Source organism: Vibrio penaeicida (assembly GCF_019977755.1).
In the GTDB taxonomy this organism is placed as follows: domain Bacteria; phylum Pseudomonadota; class Gammaproteobacteria; order Enterobacterales; family Vibrionaceae; genus Vibrio; species Vibrio penaeicida.
On sequence record NZ_AP025145.1, the window covers coordinates 577,398 to 595,903 of the forward strand.

Here is an 18,506-nt window from a genome sequence, read left to right on the forward strand (position 1 = left end):
TAGCGACCATTCAAGCTATATATACCCAAGTATCGAGTACACCTATTGTCTTCTCGCCGTACGCTCTAGACGTAACCCATTAGGTGAAGAAGATTTTCGGCAGTTTCTACTGCTTCCTTTCTATTTGCAATAGCCAATTTTTGATACAAGTTTCGAATGTGTGTCTTGATGGTAGTACCTGCAACATCCAGCTCATGAGAAATTTGCTCGTTACTTAACCCTGCATATATTAACCCAAGAACCTGCCATTCCCTTTGGGTTAACGGGCTGGTTTTGACCAATTCGGGGACATCAGGGTGATTGACTAATTTCTCGATCAGTTGTTCATCAAAGTGAACTGAGCGATTACGATGTTTATTGCTTATCTCTTTAAGCAACTGCTGAATGCTATGCTTTTCAATATCCCCCACGCTGGTCTTAGCCAACAAGTTTGTTAGTGGGCTAAGCAGTCGCTCTCCATCAACTAAGTAATAACCTATAAAGCCTGTTTGTAAGGTCAATTTCATTGCTTTTTCGAGCGCATCTTCTGCGTTTTCTTGCTCATCCATTAAGATATGAATGTTGGCTTCCAATACGAGATTTCTATTTTGATCGGTGACCAAACAAGCACTTATGGCTTCATCTTGCAAAAATGCCATGGTTTCTTTAGCTTGTTCAACCATATTTAAACTGAGGTAAGCTCGGCAAATATTGCGCCATTGGAGCTGGCTGAAGTGATTTCGTGCGGCAGTAGGGCGTTGAACTGCACCTAACCAATGTTCAATTTCTGACGACATCCCCTTAGCTTGCCAATACAGCAACAGTGAAAGTGATGCGTTGGCACTCCAATCTATGTGATAGTCCGAATGTTGGATTAGGTGCTGAATTTGTTCAACATAGCGTGCCGCTTTATCCAATTCTCCGCGACCGATGGCAATTCGAGCCAACATAGAGTAGCCAAATAAATGGTTACTTTGATCGTGCTTTCCAAGAACATCCAGACCACGGAATGCACAATCTTCTGCTTCGTCTAACTTGTTCCATCCCCAAAGGACTTGAGCGCGAATTCGAAGCAGAAATTCATGGAGAGGAAGTTGGTTTAAATGCTGTTCTTGTACTAGGCGGAATGCTTTGTCTTGAACCTCATATGCTGATTGTACAAGCCCTTGTGCAATCAAAATCTCGCTTTGTTGCAATAGTGCCCACAATGCTTGAGGGACAATTTGGTATTGGCGCGCCAACTTTTCTGTTTGCTGCATCAAAGGCAGAGCACGATCCAAATGACCCAGAACATGGTTGACTTCTCCCATGACAGACGTCGCAACAATTCGGCTACGGTAAGTGGTGGGGTTGAGTTGGCTAAGCGCAAGTTCCGCTAATTTTTGTGCACGTTCAGGTTCATTTTGATTAATAGCAACCTGTGCCAATAAAGCGTTTACTTGCCCTTGGTCATTATTCGTTAGCTCTATTTCTTTGAGAGCGAGTTGCTTACCCGCCTCATCCAGCAATGCTCCTACTCTGTCGTATTGGTGCTGACTTTGAGCTATCCACGCTCGTAACAGTGCTAAGCTTGGCTGGCTGAATCGCTGGTCGAGAGGCAAAAACTCCAAAGCACGCTCCAATAATGCGAGCTCCCCTTTGTTGAACATTGACCACCCGTGCTCATTTAAAATATGAATCACGAGATCGCCGTCTTTCGATTTTAAGGCGTGATTAAGAGCTTGATCGGAATTCTGGTGATGCAGCCAAGCCTTTGCAGCTGCTTGATGAAGAGAGGTGTCTTGATTCGGTAAGTGAGTTTGCCTTTCATGCGCTAGGAATTCACCGAATAAATTGTGGAAGCGATACCAGTTTTGTTCACCTTCTAATGGATAGATGAACAAACCAAACCGGTTAAGGTTTTCTATCATACTCAACGAGTCTTCTCTGCCTGTTACTTGGACCGCGAGTGCGTCGTTAAACATATCGAATACCGAACATTGCATTAAAAAATGCCGTGTTTCTGAATCTAACAAGTCGAACACTTCTTCAACCAGATAATCCCAAAGATGACTATGATTGAAATCCGATATGGTTGCCGCGGATTGGCTTAGCGTTCTTTTTTGATGCTGTGCTTGTAAAGCAAAAAGTTGAAGGGCAGAAGGCCAACCTTCTACGTATTGGCAAAGCATGTCTGCGGTAGAATCATCAATACCGTCGGTGACTCTTAAATTAAAGAATCGGGTCGTTTCGTCTTTATCAAATGCCAGCGACTCGTTATCGACTTCAATCATTAAATCACGAACGCGCAAGTTGGCAGCGCCTAAAGGGGGAAGAGCACGGCTAGTGACAACTAAGGTGATGTTTTCCGGCAAATGTTTTAGGAAAAATCGTAACCCGTCGTGAATCTCTTCATTGACGATGCAGTGATAATCATCCAGCACCAAATAGCAGGTGTCGGTGGTTTGGCTTATTTCAGAAAAGAGTTCACTGAATAAAGATTTGAGCGAAGAAAACTGTCTTTTTTCAGCCAGAGCGAGAGACTTCTTACAGGCGTTGCCCGTCGCGTTATTGAGTGCTCGCAAAAAGTAGTTAACAAACCGGAAAGTTTCGTTATCCGTATCGTCAATACTGAACCACCCAACATTAGACTGCTCAGTCAGCCATTGTGCTGCCATGGTTGTCTTCCCATAGCCAGCAGGTGAGCGAAACAATATCAGTTTACAGAAGGGTGCTTGTTTGAGCAGCTCTAGCACTCTTGGTCTGAGAATAGCGTTGTGTAGGCGTTTAGGACGAGTAAGCTTAGAAGGGATCCACATGGTTATACTTCTAGTTATTGGTGAATTCTAGCTTGGATACTACGAGGAGCCGTTCTCACCTACATTGATCGATCTCTTAAATCCGGGTTTGTGGCGAATAACGGGGCGTCTACGCCCTAAAAATGTGATTCAAGTCCCATTGATTCATGGGTCAGAATAGAAAATAGGTTAAGAAAGCACGAATTTGGAGTGCGTATAAACAATTTGTCTTGCCCATTTGTAGTGCAGTAGTGAGCGTGATTAGGCTTAAAACCCGAATATCGTCATTGTATTTCCGGCCCGATTACTTGTGTTGCAAAAAAACATGAATTTGATCACCTTAGGCGTTTATGCTGTGCGTCATTTGAGTGATAGCTCACCACGTTGATGCATTTCTCAACCCTACGCCCTCTTTCCTCCTCCTTCTCATCCCCTAATCAGGATGATGTTTTCATCCCTAATTAAGCGGAACATAGCCATGCTACCCAAGCGGTTTTTGTTAGATGGCTGCACTTGTTTCGTTAGGTGCAGCTCAAAACGATGTTTGCTGTGAGTATTAACACCAGAATCGATACTACTGGCTTGTTTCTCAAAGCTTATTCACCGCTTGGTTATCGTCCCAAGTATGCTTTTTGTGCTGAGTTTTCGTCCGTTAATGGCTTGCCTAATAAGAGTCAACTGCGTTTGGTAGTCTATCGCATAAGGTTGTTTGGGGTTATGGAGAACCAACAATGAGAATTCCAAATGAAGCCTAATAAGCAATCAAATATAGAAAAACAAAAGAATTTTAATAAAGAAGAGTTCAAACAGTCCGTAAAAAAACATTTGGCAGCAACTTATGCAACAACCGTTGAAAACGCGTCTGAAAGAGCTTGGTACTTAGCAACAGGTCGTGCGTTGGCAGAGCTTACAACTTTCGACTTGCTTGAAACTGAAAACGATCCAAATATCAAAAACGCTCGGAGCGTCAACTACCTATCCCTTGAATTCCTTATTGGTCGATTAACGGGCAACAACCTAATTAGTATGGGGTTGTATGAAGCTGTCGATGAAGCTGTAAAAGAGTTAGGTCAGAACCTAACAGACATCCTCGAAGAAGAACGGGACCCAGCCTTAGGAAATGGTGGCTTGGGGCGTTTGGCTGCTTGCTTTATGGATTCTTGTGCCGCCCAACAGTACCCAACTGTTGGCTATGGTCTTCACTACGAATATGGATTATTTCGCCAATCATTTGAAGAATGCCACCAAAAAGAAGCGCCAGATGCGTGGGCAGGTGTTGAGGGATATCCGTGGGAAATTGCGAGACCAGAATTTGCTCAACAAGCGGGATTTTACGGGTTTGTCGAGACGTACCTCAATGATGCAGGTGTAGAAAAACGCCGCTGGAAACCGGGCATGTTTGTTCAAGGGATGCCGTGGGACATGCCAATTGTGGGTTATCAAAGTCGAACCGTTTACCCACTGAGACTGTGGGAATGCCGCGCCATTGCGCCATTTAGCTTGGCAAGCTTTAACAACGGTGACTATTTTGAAGCACAGCATGCTCTTATTGATGCCGGTAACGTAACAAAAGTACTGTACCCGAACGACAATCACGAAAAAGGAAAAACGCTGCGTCTGATGCAACAATACTTCCACGTACGTTGTTCCATGGCGGACATTTTACGTCGCCATACAGAAAATGGTCACGCGCTAGAGAAGCTCCCAGAATACGAAACCATTCAGTTAAACGACACGCACCCAACAGTCGCTATCCCAGAGCTGATGCGTATTCTAATCGATGAGCACAATTACGAATGGGATGCAGCGTGGCAGATATGTTCCAGTACCTTTGCGTACACCAACCATACCTTGCTACCGGAAGCGTTGGAAACATGGAGCGAAGCTTTGCTTCAGCGTTTACTTCCACGCCATATGGAAATCATTTACCAAATTAACCACTTATTCCTTCTTGAAGTGAAAGAGAAATGGCCCGGTGATGTCGACAAGATGCGTAAGCTTTCCATCATTGAAGAAGGGACTCACCGAATGGTGCGAATGGCGAATTTGTGCGTTGTTGGTGCCTATGCTGTCAACGGGGTAGCAGCGCTTCACTCTTCCCTAGTTAAGAAAGATCTGTTCCCGGAATTTCATGAAATGTTCCCTACGCGATTACAGAACGTAACCAATGGGGTAACACCAAGGCGTTGGTTGAAGTTTTGTAACCCTGAGCTTTCGAACCTTATCACCAGTAAAATAGGTGAGGATTGGATCGCCGACTTAGATGAACTAAGAAAAATTGAGTCGTTTGCGACAGATACCGAGTTCCAAGCTGATTTCATGCGTGTGAAACAAGAGAACAAGCAGCGCTTGGCGAACTGGGTCAAAGACAACATGGATATTGAGTTAGACACCAATGCCATATTCGATGTCCAGATCAAACGTCTGCATGAATATAAGCGTCAGCATCTAAACTTGCTGCACATTCTTTCTCTGTATCACAGGCTACTCAACGAGCCTTCGTTTGACATGGTGCCTCGTGTCGTTTTCTTTGCCGCCAAAGCCGCTCCTGGTTACCACTTGGCTAAGGAGATTATTTATGCCATCAACAAAGTGGCAGAGAAAATCAACAGTGATAATCGCGTTAATCACAAACTTAAAGTGGTGTTCATGCCTGATTATCGCGTCAGCATGGCGGAAATCATCATCCCGGCAGCGGATGTATCTGAGCAAATATCTACGGCAGGTAAAGAAGCATCCGGTACAGGTAACATGAAACTCGCGCTCAACGGTGCTCTGACTATTGGAACAATGGACGGTGCAAATGTCGAGATTCGAGAAGAAGTTGGAGACGACAACATTTACATTTTCGGTTTAGAAGTGGATGAAGTTACGGCTCTGCGTGAAAAAGGCTATAACCCGTATGATTATTACCATGCTGATCACCTTCTAAAAGCATCGCTTGATCTCCTTCTTGGCGAAGAATTTACGCCAGGGGAACCCGGTCGTTTGGCGGCTACTTACCACAGTCTGTTGGATGGGGGAGACCCATATCTGGTTCTCGCTGATTTCGCGTCCTACGTAAAAGCACATGAAGATATGGACGTTCAATATCGAGACCAACAAGGTTGGGCGAGAAAAGCGATTATCAATACCGCTTTGGTTGGGAAATTTAGCTCGGATAGAAGTATCCGTGACTACGTGAACAACATTTGGAAACTGAAAGCGGTTAAGCGTCAGTAATAGGTAAAACGCCCTTAGGTAAAGCTTAAGGGCTCAGTTGGCTAGTTCTGATAAGCAGAAGTGGGTGAATTTGGCTAAAGCATTCCCCCTTTTGCGTCAGAGATACAGGAAGGTAGGAAACGTCGACCTCCGGAGAGCGATATGAAAGAAGCAAATAAGACCACACCAGAAGCAATAAAACGCGTTGCTTCTATGGCAAATATTTCGGAACACTACATTAATGCTATGGGAGAAGAAACAGATGTCTCCGCGGCAACTGTCGAGTATTTACTGTCGTCCTTGGGCTACGACGTTTCGAATGATAAAGCACTGTTAAAATCGGCCGAGAAAAAGCACAAGAAGCCTGTTTTACAATCTATGTTGGTACTGACGGATGACGAAGATGTGCATGTAGACTTGCACCTTGGGGCGAGTGCGCGCGAGAGCGAATTCAGTTGGCGTTTAGAGACAGAAGAAGGTGATGTACTTGAAGGTTACCTGCAATCTCAGATAGTGAGTGATCGCCGCAAAGCAGGTGGACCTCTTACTTTTTCTTTGCCTAATAATCTTCCTTGGGGATACCACAAACTCACATTGACGCGTAAGCGCCGAAAAGCTCCTTATGAAATGACGTTAGTCATCGCCCCTAAAAGTTGCTACAAACAAGAACCCCTGCAGTGTGATGAGAAAATGTGGGGACCGAGCATTCAGCTATACACCTTACGCACATCTCATAACTGGGGCATGGGTGACTTTGGAGACTTAAAGCAACTTGTTGGAGAAGTCGCAGAAAGGGGAGGGGATTTCATTGGGCTCAATCCAATCCATTCCTTGTTTCCTGCGAACCCAGAAGGTGCAAGCCCTTATAGCCCATCGTCTCGACGTTGGTTAAACATACTGTATATCGATGTAAGTTCCGTCCCTGAATTTGCACTGAGTAAGGAAGCACAAGCCCGAGTGGGCAGTTCTGAGTTTCAACAGCGCTTGCATCAAGCACGAGAATCCCATTGGGTGAACTACAGTGAAGTGTCTGCTCTGAAAATGAGTGTGCTACCGACACTCTACCAAGAATTTAAGCGCCGGCATTTGGATAACAATACCGATAGAGCGTCAGAGTTCATGCGGTTCGTTGATAATGGCGGACAAAGCTTATTGCAACAAGCAACATTCGATGCACTGCATGCCCACTTACGCGAGCAATATGATGACATTTGGGGCTGGCCGGTATTCCCTGAAAAGTACCAAAAATATCATAGCCCATCAGTGCGCAAGTTTATTGTTGATGAGGAAGATTCCATCCAGCTACATCTGTATTTGCAGTGGATTGCGGACAGTCAGATCCAAGAAGCTCAGCTATTGGCCGAAGAAAAAGGCATGCAAATAGGGTTGTACAGAGACCTAGCGGTTGGGGTTTCCGATGCGGGTTCAGAAACGTGGGCGGATACTGGAGAGCTGTGTCAGGATGTGAGCATTGGCGCGCCGCCAGATATTCTAGGGCCACTTGGTCAAAATTGGGGGCTACCTCCGCTCAACCCGCAGGAGCTTCAAGCAAGGTCGTACAAGCCATTTATCGATTTGATTCGAGCAAATATGAATCACTGCGGAGCGTTGCGAATTGATCATGTTTTAGGGTTACTTCGCCTTTGGTGGGTACCAAAGGGTCAGAATGCGTCTGAAGGTGCTTATATTTACTATCCAGTAAAAGAGCTTCTTGCATTGCTGGCACTTGAAAGCCACCGCTACAAGTGCTCAGTCATTGGTGAAGACTTAGGTACGGTGCCGGATGAAATTGTCGAGTTACTTTCCGATGCGGGCATTCATTCTTATAAAGTGTTCTTTTTTGAAGTGGCTGAAGATGGTGGCTATTACTCTCCGGAGCATTATTCACAACAGTCTATGTCGGCACTTTGTACTCACGATATGCCGACCTTGAAAGGCTTTTGGCATTGTGATGATTTAAAGCTTGGACAGGAACTCGGGCTATACCCGGATGAAGCACAGTTAAATAAACTGTTTGACGATAGGCTAAGAAGCAAGCAAGAGATTCTTAACAGTGTCGCTTGGCACGGATATCTGCCAGAAGGCATCGGCCGGGATGCAGCAACCGTTCCAATGGATAGGCACTTAAGTGAAGCTCTTCAGTTGCATTTAGCCGCCGGTAACAGTGCGTTATTTAGCGTGCAATTAGAAGATTGGCTTGAGATGGATAACCCAGTCAATATTCCAGGTACCGTTGATGAGTATCCTAACTGGCGGCGTAAGCTTTCAGTTAATTTGGATAATATTTTTTCTAACGACAACATTCACAGTCTAGCCGAGCAATTAACGGCACTTAGGAAAAATCGAGCTTAATCCTTTTTATGCAAGTGATTTCATTTTTAAGTTGAGATGATAGACTGAATTGAAGATAGAAGTGTCTATATAAAACCTGCACTGGTTAAAAATGAACTGGTGCAGGGTTTGTACTCTGCTTATGCAGATCAAACATCAAATATTTCAAAAATATTATTTAGCTAACAACGTTCTTAGGGGACAAGGCATTGAATAAAAAAAGACAACCTAAACGCGCCTATGCCCAACTTTCTCAAGCTGCATTTTCCGATCCATTTTCTTTTCTAGGTCCATACAGTCAAGAAAGTGGTATCGCGTTAAGAATCTGGATTCCGGGTGCAGACAATGTTCAGTTGGTATTAGACGACAATACTCGCCTTGATCTCGAAAGAGAGGAAGCGAGCGGCTTTATTCTAAAAGGTGATCTAGATTTAACACACATTCATTATCGCTTGGCTGTCGATTGGTCGGGTACAGAGCAGATAGTTGATGACCCTTATCAATATCATGGGCTCTACGCCGAATACGATGATTTGCATACCCCCAAGCAAATGTACCAACAGATGGGAGCGCAATTCGTTACCATGAACCGTGGTAGTGAAAAAGTGAGTGGTACTCGGTTTTTAGTTTATGCCCCACATGCTTCAGCAGTCAGTATTATCGGTGCTTTTAACCATTGGGATGGGCGTAGAAACCCATTACAAAAGTTGGATTATGGAATTTGGGGGTTGTTTGTTCCCGATCTACCGGAAGGCACTCAATACAAATTTGAAATGAAAGGACCAGATGGGGAAGGTTTACCTCATAAAGCGGATCCATGGGGATTTCACTCAGAACAACACCCGTCGTTTGCTTCACTGACGTACAATCACCAGCGATACGAATGGGCAGACAGCGCATGGCAAGAGCGTCCAATCACAGAAAAACGTAAAGAAGCCCTTTCTTTTTATGAGCTCCATGCGGGTTCGTGGAAGCGCAATGAAAACGGTGATTTCCTCAATTACCGAGAATTAGCCGAGCAACTGATTCCTTACCTCAAAGACTTGGGATATACCCATGTCGAATTGATGCCCGTTTCAGAACACCCATTTTACGGTTCTTGGGGTTATCAACCTGTTGGTTTGTTTGCACCGACGAGTCGCTTTGGATCGCCAGATGATTTTAAGTACTTTGTTGATCAGTGCCATCAGGCGGAAATTGGTGTGATACTTGATTGGGTCCCTGCGCACTTCCCGTCGGATGACCATGGGTTGGCAAACTTTGACGGTACACCACTTTTCCACGACCCCGATCCACGCCGTGGCTGGCATCAGGATTGGAATTCATTTATCTATGATATGGGACAAGAGCACGTCCGCCGATTCTTGGTCTCGAATGCTCTTTATTGGTTTGAACAGTTCCACATCGATGGAATCCGAGTGGATGCCGTCGCTTCAATGATCTACTTAGATTACTCTCGCAGCCATGATCAATGGGTTCCTAACATCGATGGAGGAAACGAGAACTACGAAGCTATCGCGACGCTTAAATGGATGAATGAAGAGGTCTACCGACACTTCCCGAACGCGATGACCATCGCCGAAGAGTCAACGGCATTCCCTGGTGTATCTGCGCCAACCTTTATGGGAGGGCTTGGTTTTGGGTTTAAATGGAATATGGGTTGGATGCACGATAGCCTCTCTTACATAAAAGAAGATCCCGTCCATCGAAAATACCATCACGACACCATCACCTTCCCACTTGTGTACGCGCACAGTGAGAACTATGTGTTGTCGCTTTCTCATGATGAAGTGGTTTATGGCAAAGGTTCAATCCATAACAAGATGCCCGGTGATGAATGGCAGCAAACCGCTAACCTGCGAGCTTACATGGGGTACATGTATGCTCAACCGGGTAAGAAGTTGAACTTTATGGGCGCAGAGTTTGGTCAGACCGCGGAGTGGAATCACGATGATCAATTGCAGTGGTTCTTACTTGATTTTGAGCGGCACCAAGGTGTTCGAGATCTCACACGTGATTTAAATTTCCTGTATCGCAATGAAAAAGCATTACACGATCAAGACAGTCACCCGAATGGGTTTGAATGGCGCTTGCAAGATGCGAAAGAGGCGAGCGTATTAGCTCACGAGCGTATTGCTGAGAATGGTGATCGTATACTCATAATCAGTAATTTTACACCTGTGCCTCATGAACGTTTCCGATTAGGTGTGCCAAATTGCGGAACGTACACGTTGCTTTTGAATACGGATGATGTTGGTTACAGCGGCAGTGGCTTTAAAGTTTATGAGTCGGCAGAAACTGAACGTGTTGTTAGTGAAGGCTTAGATGACTCTTTATTGTTGAGCATTCCACCGTTATCGACGGTGTTTTATAAGCTTCAATAATTATACGTCCTAAAAACTAACATCGTAACCATAATCGAAATCAAAAAAAGAGCGAGCCGTGTAAACGGCCTCGCTCTTGTTTTTATACGAACACGGCTACTTTGTAGAGACTTCGATTATGGAGAACTGCTCGATTTCCATTACACTCGGAACTGACCGAGTAACTTACTCACTTGGTTACCGACTTGGTTCAAGCTTTCAGCAGACTCAGTAGTCTCAATAGATTGAGACATTGTTTTGTCTGAGATATCGGACATGGTATTCACGTTGATGGCAACTTCATCCGCTGCAGTTGCCTGTTGACCCGCTGCACTTGAAATCAATCCAATCGAGTCGTTGATTTGAGCAATAAATCCATCAATTGACGTTAACGCTTCTTCGGCTGACTGCACTTGTGCTGCGGTTTCTTCAGCGTTAGAACGACTCTTCGTCATTGCTTGGCTAGCGCTTTCTGAGCGTTGCTGCAAGCTAACGATGATATTTTGAATTTCTTCTGTTGATTCCTGAGTTCTCGATGCCAATGAACGAACTTCATCAGCTACGACCGCAAACCCACGCCCTTGTTCACCGGCACGTGCTGCCTCAATCGCCGCGTTCAATGCCAACAAGTTAGTTTGTTCTGCGATGCTTCGAATAACATCCAGTACCGTACCAATTTGTTCACTGTCAGAGCGAACTTGCTCTACCGTGTCACTGGCATCAGATATTTGCTGAGACAAGCTCTGCATGGCGGTTGCTGCGTTTACAACAACTTGAGTACCTTGTGTTGCCGCATCGGCTGTCGATTGAGACAATTCAGCAGCTTGAAGTGCACTGTTGCTGACTTCTTGTGCACTAGCAGACATTTGCGTCATTGCCGACGCCGCAAGTTGCGCCTGAGATTGCTGTTCGCGGACTTCTTGTTGAGTGCCGCTGGCTTTGACTGTTAATTCCTGTGCTGACGATAGCATGCTAGAAGACGCAGTATTTAATTGACCCACTGTCTTCTGAAGTTTCTCTGCGAAGGTATTGTAATTTGTCGCCAGCTTAGCAAGTTCATCGGTACCAGCAACTGGGATGCGAATGGTCAGGTCACCCTCTCCTTGGGCAATATCACTTAACACATCATTAGTAGACTGGATCTTACTCGTGATGGCTTTTGTGGCAAAGAAGGAAACGACGATACCAACGATAATCGCAACAGCCACAATCATAAACAGGAATGATGTAGAGGTTTCGGTATTGGCTTTCGCCTCATTGGCCGCTTCACGCATTGAACCACTGATTGATGCACGTAACTCCGCAATCGCTGTAGCGATTTTAGGCCCGACGGTATCCAGTGTTTTGATACCTTCATTACGGTCATAAATCATGGTGACAACACTGTTTGCAGCTGTGTTGTATTGGTCAAGCAGCTGTTTTGCTTCAGAGGTAAGTTGACGCCTTTCAGGGTTTTCTAACGTACCCAACAAGGTGTTAATTTCTTTCTCTGATGCATCAAACTCTTTGTTAAAGCGCTCAACCTGAGCGGGTTGATTCTCTACCAAAAATTTCGATACGTAAAGACGTGAAAGCAAAAGTGCACGTATCGCTCTACCGGCATGGTACGCAGCAACAACATCTCCATCGCGCTTTGCGGTATCCATAACTTTGGTAAGTTTACGCTCAATTTGAGGTCCATTTGCGTTTAACGTTCCATTTACTAATTCGTTCCGGCTATTCATGTTTGTCACAACCGTTCCAGTAAAGGTTGTCATGTATGTTGCCTTCATTGCCTCAATTTCTTTCAACATTTTCACTCGAGCAGGATTTTGAATTTCCTTATAAGAGCGTGTCATGTCTTCAGTCCAAAGAGCCGCTTGTTGATTGAATTTTTCAACAAACTCAGGTTTCCCTGTTTTTATAAAGTTCTTAACGGTTAAGCGCAGTCCGTACACACTATCAGTAACTTCTGCTGCTAGCTCAGTATCCGGTGCTAAATCAAAAGATATCTTATTCATATCTTGTGATAATCCATTTAGCAAATTCGAGCTCACTACTGCAACAGCGATTAAGATAGCGATCAGAACGGCTGGCGATATTGATAATTTTTTTGAAATGGAAATATTGTCCAAACCCATTGTCTTTTCTCCATAAAAGATAAAGCCGCATTTTTTATTTTTCTATTAACTAAAGTAGCAAAGAATGAAAGACTAAACAGAAAATAGATTAAATAAATATTTGATTATGGAATAAGTGTCTACATATCATTGGGTTATGATATTGCCTTTGTTCATTAATTCTCATTAGTTTGAAAAAAATCTCAAATAAGCTACACGTGGTTTAATTTCAAATAAAAGTACTTGCTTTGATAATATGAAAAAATATGAACAGAATTAAAGATTTTTTATTGAGAGTGTTTGTTAGAAATAGTATGCATAAAAGAGTCAATTAATATGAGTTTAGATGAATTTTCAATCATTTATTGATGATAATTATCATTAAGATTGATTCTAATGCACTTCTTTACTTTAAAGTTCATATATGGCTTATTTATAAAATTGTTATTAGTGATAGCGTGATGATTTAAATAACACAAGATAAAAAATAGATCTCATATTCAAATGATTCGAACTTGCTAAGGCTATTCTATAATCTTTTGTCGACCTTCAATTTAACCTCCAAGTATCTGAAATTGGTCGGTCATTTCGCTGCTCCTTTTCCTTGAACTATAACAAAAGATAGCGCTTTGAATCCTGCATCTTAGAGTGACTTGAGTATAATGGTGTGACTGGATAGAAGGATAAGAGCTGATAAAAGATATGGAATTTCAATTAGAAGCAGTATCACTGCATAAACGCTTTAAATCAGTTGTCGCTGTGGATGATGTGAGTTTTGGGGTAAAGGAAGGAACGTGCTTAGGGTTACTTGGACCAAATGGAGCCGGAAAAACCACAACGTTGGAGATGCTTGAAGGGATCATGGAACCGACAAGTGGGTGTATCCTATATAAAGGTCAACCCATAACAAAAGAAGTTTATCATCGGCTAGGAATACAGTTTCAAAATACTGCTCTGCAAGATTACCTTACTGCGAAAGAAACGCTCAAGATGTTCCAATCTTTTTATAGCCATTCTATGCCTTATGATGAATTGGTAACGCTGTGTCAGCTCGGTGATTTTTTAAATCAAGATCACCGAAAACTGTCAGGAGGTCAAAAACAGCGCCTATTGCTGGCGTTAGCGCTGATAAACGATCCCGAGTTAATTTTTCTCGATGAGCCTACAACAGGGTTAGATCCTCACAGTCGTCGACTTTTCTGGGATTTGGTTAATACCATCAAGGCAAATGGAAAAACCGTTTTATTGACGACACATTACATGGATGAAGCGGAATATTTGTGTGATGAAATAGCGATAATGAATAAAGGAAATATTATTGCTCAAAATACACCTACCCATTTGTTAGACGAACATTTTTCTGGGGCGTTAATTAGTTTGCCAGAATCTCAAACTAGCAATGCTCACCTCAATGGCGAAGTTGTGCATTACTCTGAGGGACGTTGTTTTATTCAATCTGAAAATGTTGAAAATACACTGACTAACTTAATGACTTCCAATATTTCCTTGGAAGGTCTGCAAGTTAAATCCGCAAATCTCGATGATCTATTTTTGAAGTTGACCGGGCATGCTTTGATAGAAGAGGAAAGTCAAAATGTATAGTCGATTCTTGGCTGTTTTAGTTGCGAGAAATTATGAATTCATGCGAGACAGAAGTGCATTGGGTTGGAATCTGGTGTTTCCAATCTTGATGGTGATTGGATTTGCGTTCGTTTTTTCTGATGACAATAAAGTCCTTTATAAGGTTGGTGTGATGAACACAAAACAAGAGGCGAGCCAACCGTTTCAGGATTTACGTCATCTTGAGTTTGTTGAGTATGCTGATATGAGCACAGCAGAGCTTAAGTTACAGCAACATAAGATTGATATTTTAGTCGACTTTAAAGCGAAATCTTATTGGGTCAATCAATCGTCTGCGAGCGGCTATATTGTTGAAAAGCTATTTCTAGGGCAGCAGCCTGACTTTGTAAAATTCACCATTGATGGAAAAGCGATACGTTATTTGGATTGGGTTGTGCCTGGAATCCTCGGTGTAAACATGATGTTTTCCTGCTTATTTGGTGTTGGTTATGTCATTGTACGCTATCGTAAAAACTCGGTATTAAAAAGGCTGAATGCCACACCGCTTAGAGCGATCGAGTTTCTATCAGCTCAAGTGTTGTCTCGTTTAGTGATTGTCATGATCATTAGTTCTGGGATCTTTGTCGCCTGCAACGTTGTGTTTGATTTTTATATGCTAGGCAATTATTTCACATTATTGCTAGTGGCGTTTCTAGGGACTTCTTCCATTATTTCTTTGGCGTTGTTGATCGCTTGCCGATCCGAGTCGGAAGAGTTTATCGGCGGTATGCTTAATCTGATTTCCTGGCCGATGATGATGTTATCTGGTGTTTGGTTTTCGCTGGAAGGTAGCCCAGAGTTTATTCAGCAACTGACTAAAGTATTTCCGCTAACTCATATGTTGGAGTCTGCACGAGCCGTAATGTTGGATGGCGCTGGGTTATCCGATATCTGGGGGCATTTAGTGACTCTTGCTTTAATGACCGTTGTTTTCTTACTGGCAGGTTCTTATTTCTTTAAGTGGCAAGGCGAAGCTCGATAGCGTTTTTGCGTGTTCGAAAAATAAATCTTTGCTCCGAGCAAACCGCTATTCGTTAAAAGAGCGCCGATACATTGTATGGCGCTCTTTTTATCATGAATAAAACTATCGAAATAGAAGGCGCTTCAGTGGGGTTTTCGACACTCCCCAAACAAACAGAACGCTTGAAATTATTGTCCCAGATAGCACAGCAATATCTCTTGAATATCCTTCTAGCCCATTAAATCTCACAACGTTGTCGACCAATATCTGCAAAGGCAAATGCGCCACATAGATACCTAAAACCAAGCCAGATAAATTGAAGCCCCAAGGCTTGTTTCCCCAGTTTGGTTTCGCTAATAGAAGAAATAGAATACCCGACGCCCAAATTGGTGTCGCGGCCAAAAAGTCATGGCTGTTAAAGGCAGTTCCATATTGCGCTAGGATTTCGGCTTCACCTAAATGCAAACTGAGCCCTATTAACGCCATAATGGTTGCATTCAACGTAGGAACTGAGAGCTTTAATCGACGTATTTCAAATCCTATTAGCACCATTAATGTGCTGAAGAAAGGACCGTTTCGAGTAAAGATAGGGGCTTCCCAATCGGTTAGAACGTTGTAGCTTCCCGCTAGTACTCCGTAGACATAAAGGCTCCCAGCGACAATGACCAAACCTTTAGACAGCTTAAAATGTACGCCTAGAGCAATAATAGCGACGGCACACAGTAAGCCAGGAATAAACCACAAATGTACTAAACCACCCTCAAATAAAGTGTTTAATGGGTTTTGTAGCAACCAATTCCAGTAACCGCTTCTTTCCGCAATGAAACCTTCCGTTAAAAACTGATACCAGTTAAACGGCATCAGTAGGCAAATAACACTCCAAACTAACCATATTTTTAGCAAAGGAATGCTGTAATTTTTGAGTGTGGAAAGCGGGTTGGAACAAAGCTTGGGCTGGATTAGATACCCAGATATTAAGAAAAACAAAGGTACTGCAAACCGTGTTAACTGGTTTAGAACGTACCCAACCCACTGCATCTCACTACTTAAAGAGGAATGAGTTAATACTTGGCTATGCAATAGCATAATAGCAAACATAGCGATAACGCGGCCGAGCTCTAAGCTGGCGATTTTATTGGTATGGTTAGAAGGCATGTAGGGCTCACAGAGAACAGAAATTCAAGAAGGCAGTTTATCTTTTAATTCAATATTTTATGTTGAGATGTGTCATGAATTTATAAGGGTAAGATTAAGAGTTTTTAATCTAATTTGGATTACCTTTTGATAAGAGGCTCACCTAGATAAGGTTAAAGCTAGACAGAAATGCTATTCCGAGTGAGCACGTTAACAGTGATACGACGGTAGTTAATGCAATAACGTTTGCTGCCAGTGTTGGATTTCCACCCATCGAACGAGCCATAACATAACTTACCGCTGCTGTAGGAGATGCCGTCATAGTGAACAGCAGCCCGAGTTCTAATCCTCTGTAGCCCATTAAAACACCGCCACCCACAATAACAAGAGGACAAAAAATGAGCTTTAGCGTTGTAGCAAACCAAGCACTGTTTTTTTCTTGTTTTAAGGAGCGAAGGTTCAGTGATGCACCTGTACATAAAAGAGCAAGGGGTAGCGTCATATCCGCGAAATACCCTCCTGCGTGAGTCACTATTTGCGGAATGGGGACGGATAACCCGTAGCAAACAAACCCGAGTGAGATTGCAATAATTAAAGGGTTCTTGGTGATCGTTTTACCGATCAAAGTCAATGCTTTTAAATGTGACGATTGCTGCTTAGGGCTTAACGCTATTACGGCAAGAATATTATAAAGCACCGTGGTTGCAGCAACGTAGAGAGCGGCACTTGCAACACCTTGTTCGCCATATAGGTTTGCAGTGTAGGCTAGCCCTATAATCGCGGTGTTTGCGCGAAACCCACCTTGAATAATAACGCCTTGATCGCTTGAAGATGGGAAAAACGTTTTGGTAGAAACCACCGAGATTATGAAGAAAGTCAAGTTGGCGGCAAGCCCATACATCACAAAAGGAAGGCTGCTTTTTAAATCATAGTCAGACTGAACAATGCTCAGAAACAGCAGGGCTGGTAATGTCACCTTAAACACCAGCTTTGACCCAGTATCTATAAAGCTTTCATTGAGCACATTCGTTCGTTTTAAAAAGACACCCAATACCAGCATCAAACAGATAGGTCCTGTAATACTAAAGGAAAACGCGAGCTGTTCTAGCATGTGGAAACCTGTGTCGTGAGTGGGAAGATACTGAACCTAGCACCTTGAGGTTACTTGGGTATATGGTGTCATGAAAATCAATTATGCCCAAGTGTACTCTACTCGAGTGATGTTTCTTATGGCACAAAATCAAAGATTGCAAAAAAGAACGACTGTGCTATTAATATAATGCGAGTTGCAGAGTTGATTAGATTCTATTTAAATAGCGGTCAGTGAATCTCAGTTAAACAGAGTGTTTAATGAACAAAGGCAAGGCAACAAAAGAGAACATTTTGAAAACGGCTTTTAATGTGGCAAGCCAAGATGGGCTCGAAAGCCTGACATTTGGTGTGTTAGCGCGGCATTGCGGTTTATCAAAAAGTGGACTTTACGCCCATTTTAACTCGAAGGAAAACCTTCAGGTTATGGTCGTTGAGTATGCCAACCTGAAATTCATTGAGCGAGTATTACAGCCAGCGCGTGATCAATTTTCTAATGATCTTGAATCCAAAATCAGGTCGCTATTAGAAAATTGGTTAAACTGGAACCACTCTTTTCAAGGCAGCTGTATGTTCCTTGATGCGTGGCGCAGTGATGCAGATGAAGACAATACTGTGCAGCAAAGCCTGATCAAAGGGAACAATAAGTGGATCCGTTATATGGAAATCCAGATAGAAAAAGCCAAACATACAGGGGTTTTTTCGGTAGAACTGGATACCAAACAAGCGGTTTACCAGATTTATGGTGTCTACTTAAGTAGTCAACTGTTCTATGCCATTGATGGTGAAGACGAAAGCCGAGAAAGGTTTTGGAAGAGCATTGATTTTTTGTTCCAGCATTGGCGCTAACAGTACATTGTGGCAGCCTTAAACAGTTAGGCTACCAAGAGAAGGTGAAACGGCATAATAAAAGCTGGTGAGTACGTATCATCAGCTCATTTTTTAAATACAA

10 protein-coding genes are annotated in these 18,506 nt (G+C 43.2%); 6 read left to right on the forward strand and 4 right to left on the reverse strand.

The features are described from left to right. Positions 1-65 precede the first annotated feature (65 nt). Positions 66-2,777 carry an HTH-type transcriptional regulator MalT gene (gene malT / locus LDO37_RS20965; RefSeq protein WP_126606629.1) on the reverse strand — a complete coding sequence of 904 codons (2,712 nt, stop codon included), beginning with the start codon at positions 2,775-2,777 and terminating at the stop codon, positions 66-68. A gap of 723 nt (positions 2,778-3,500) precedes the next feature. Here malT and LDO37_RS20970 point away from each other — a divergent pair. The 3 genes from LDO37_RS20970 (at position 3,501) to glgB (ending at position 10,672) form a co-directional block, all read left to right on the forward strand. After that, positions 3,501-5,978 (forward strand): glycogen/starch/alpha-glucan phosphorylase, encoded by a 2,478-nt coding sequence (locus LDO37_RS20970; protein WP_126606630.1) that lies wholly within the window; start codon positions 3,501-3,503, stop codon positions 5,976-5,978. Positions 5,979-6,119: 141 nt separating this feature from the next. Continuing rightward, positions 6,120-8,309: a 4-alpha-glucanotransferase gene (gene malQ / locus LDO37_RS20975; protein WP_126606631.1), complete on the forward strand. Its 2,190-nt coding sequence runs from the start codon at positions 6,120-6,122 to the stop codon at positions 8,307-8,309. Between the two features lie 188 nt (positions 8,310-8,497). Then, positions 8,498-10,672, forward strand: coding sequence for a 1,4-alpha-glucan branching protein GlgB (gene glgB, locus LDO37_RS20980; protein ID WP_126606632.1), 2,175 nt, complete (start codon positions 8,498-8,500; stop codon positions 10,670-10,672). A gap of 140 nt (positions 10,673-10,812) precedes the next feature. Here glgB and LDO37_RS20985 read toward each other — a convergent pair whose 3' ends face one another. Further along, a complete protein-coding gene (locus tag LDO37_RS20985; RefSeq protein ID WP_224055802.1) occupies positions 10,813-12,651 on the reverse strand; it encodes a methyl-accepting chemotaxis protein in 1,839 nt (612 codons plus the stop codon). Between the two features lie 801 nt (positions 12,652-13,452). On the opposite strand from LDO37_RS20985, the gene LDO37_RS20990 reads away from it, so the two are divergent. After that, entirely contained in the window at positions 13,453-14,352 is a 900-nt protein-coding gene (locus LDO37_RS20990; RefSeq protein WP_126607798.1) for an ABC transporter ATP-binding protein, read from the forward strand. Then, positions 14,345-15,352, forward strand: coding sequence for an ABC transporter permease (locus LDO37_RS20995; protein WP_126607797.1), 1,008 nt, complete (start codon positions 14,345-14,347; stop codon positions 15,350-15,352). The genes LDO37_RS20990 and LDO37_RS20995 overlap by 8 nt, the downstream gene beginning before the upstream one ends. 102 nt (positions 15,353-15,454) lie before the next feature. On the opposite strand, the gene LDO37_RS21000 is transcribed toward LDO37_RS20995, so the two are convergent. Both LDO37_RS21000 and LDO37_RS21005 read right to left on the reverse strand, forming a co-directional pair. Next, positions 15,455-16,486 carry an acyltransferase gene (locus tag LDO37_RS21000; protein ID WP_126607796.1) on the reverse strand — a complete coding sequence of 344 codons (1,032 nt, stop codon included), beginning with the start codon at positions 16,484-16,486 and terminating at the stop codon, positions 15,455-15,457. 142 nt (positions 16,487-16,628) lie between these two features. Further along, the gene (locus tag LDO37_RS21005; RefSeq protein ID WP_126607795.1) at positions 16,629-17,576 is read right to left on the reverse strand and encodes an AEC family transporter; all 948 of its coding nucleotides are present in this window, start codon (positions 17,574-17,576) and stop codon (positions 16,629-16,631) included. 239 nt (positions 17,577-17,815) lie between these two features. On the opposite strand from LDO37_RS21005, the gene LDO37_RS21010 reads away from it, so the two are divergent. After that, entirely contained in the window at positions 17,816-18,403 is a 588-nt protein-coding gene (locus tag LDO37_RS21010; protein ID WP_126607794.1) for a TetR/AcrR family transcriptional regulator, read from the forward strand. The last annotated feature ends 103 nt before the right edge of the window (positions 18,404-18,506 follow it).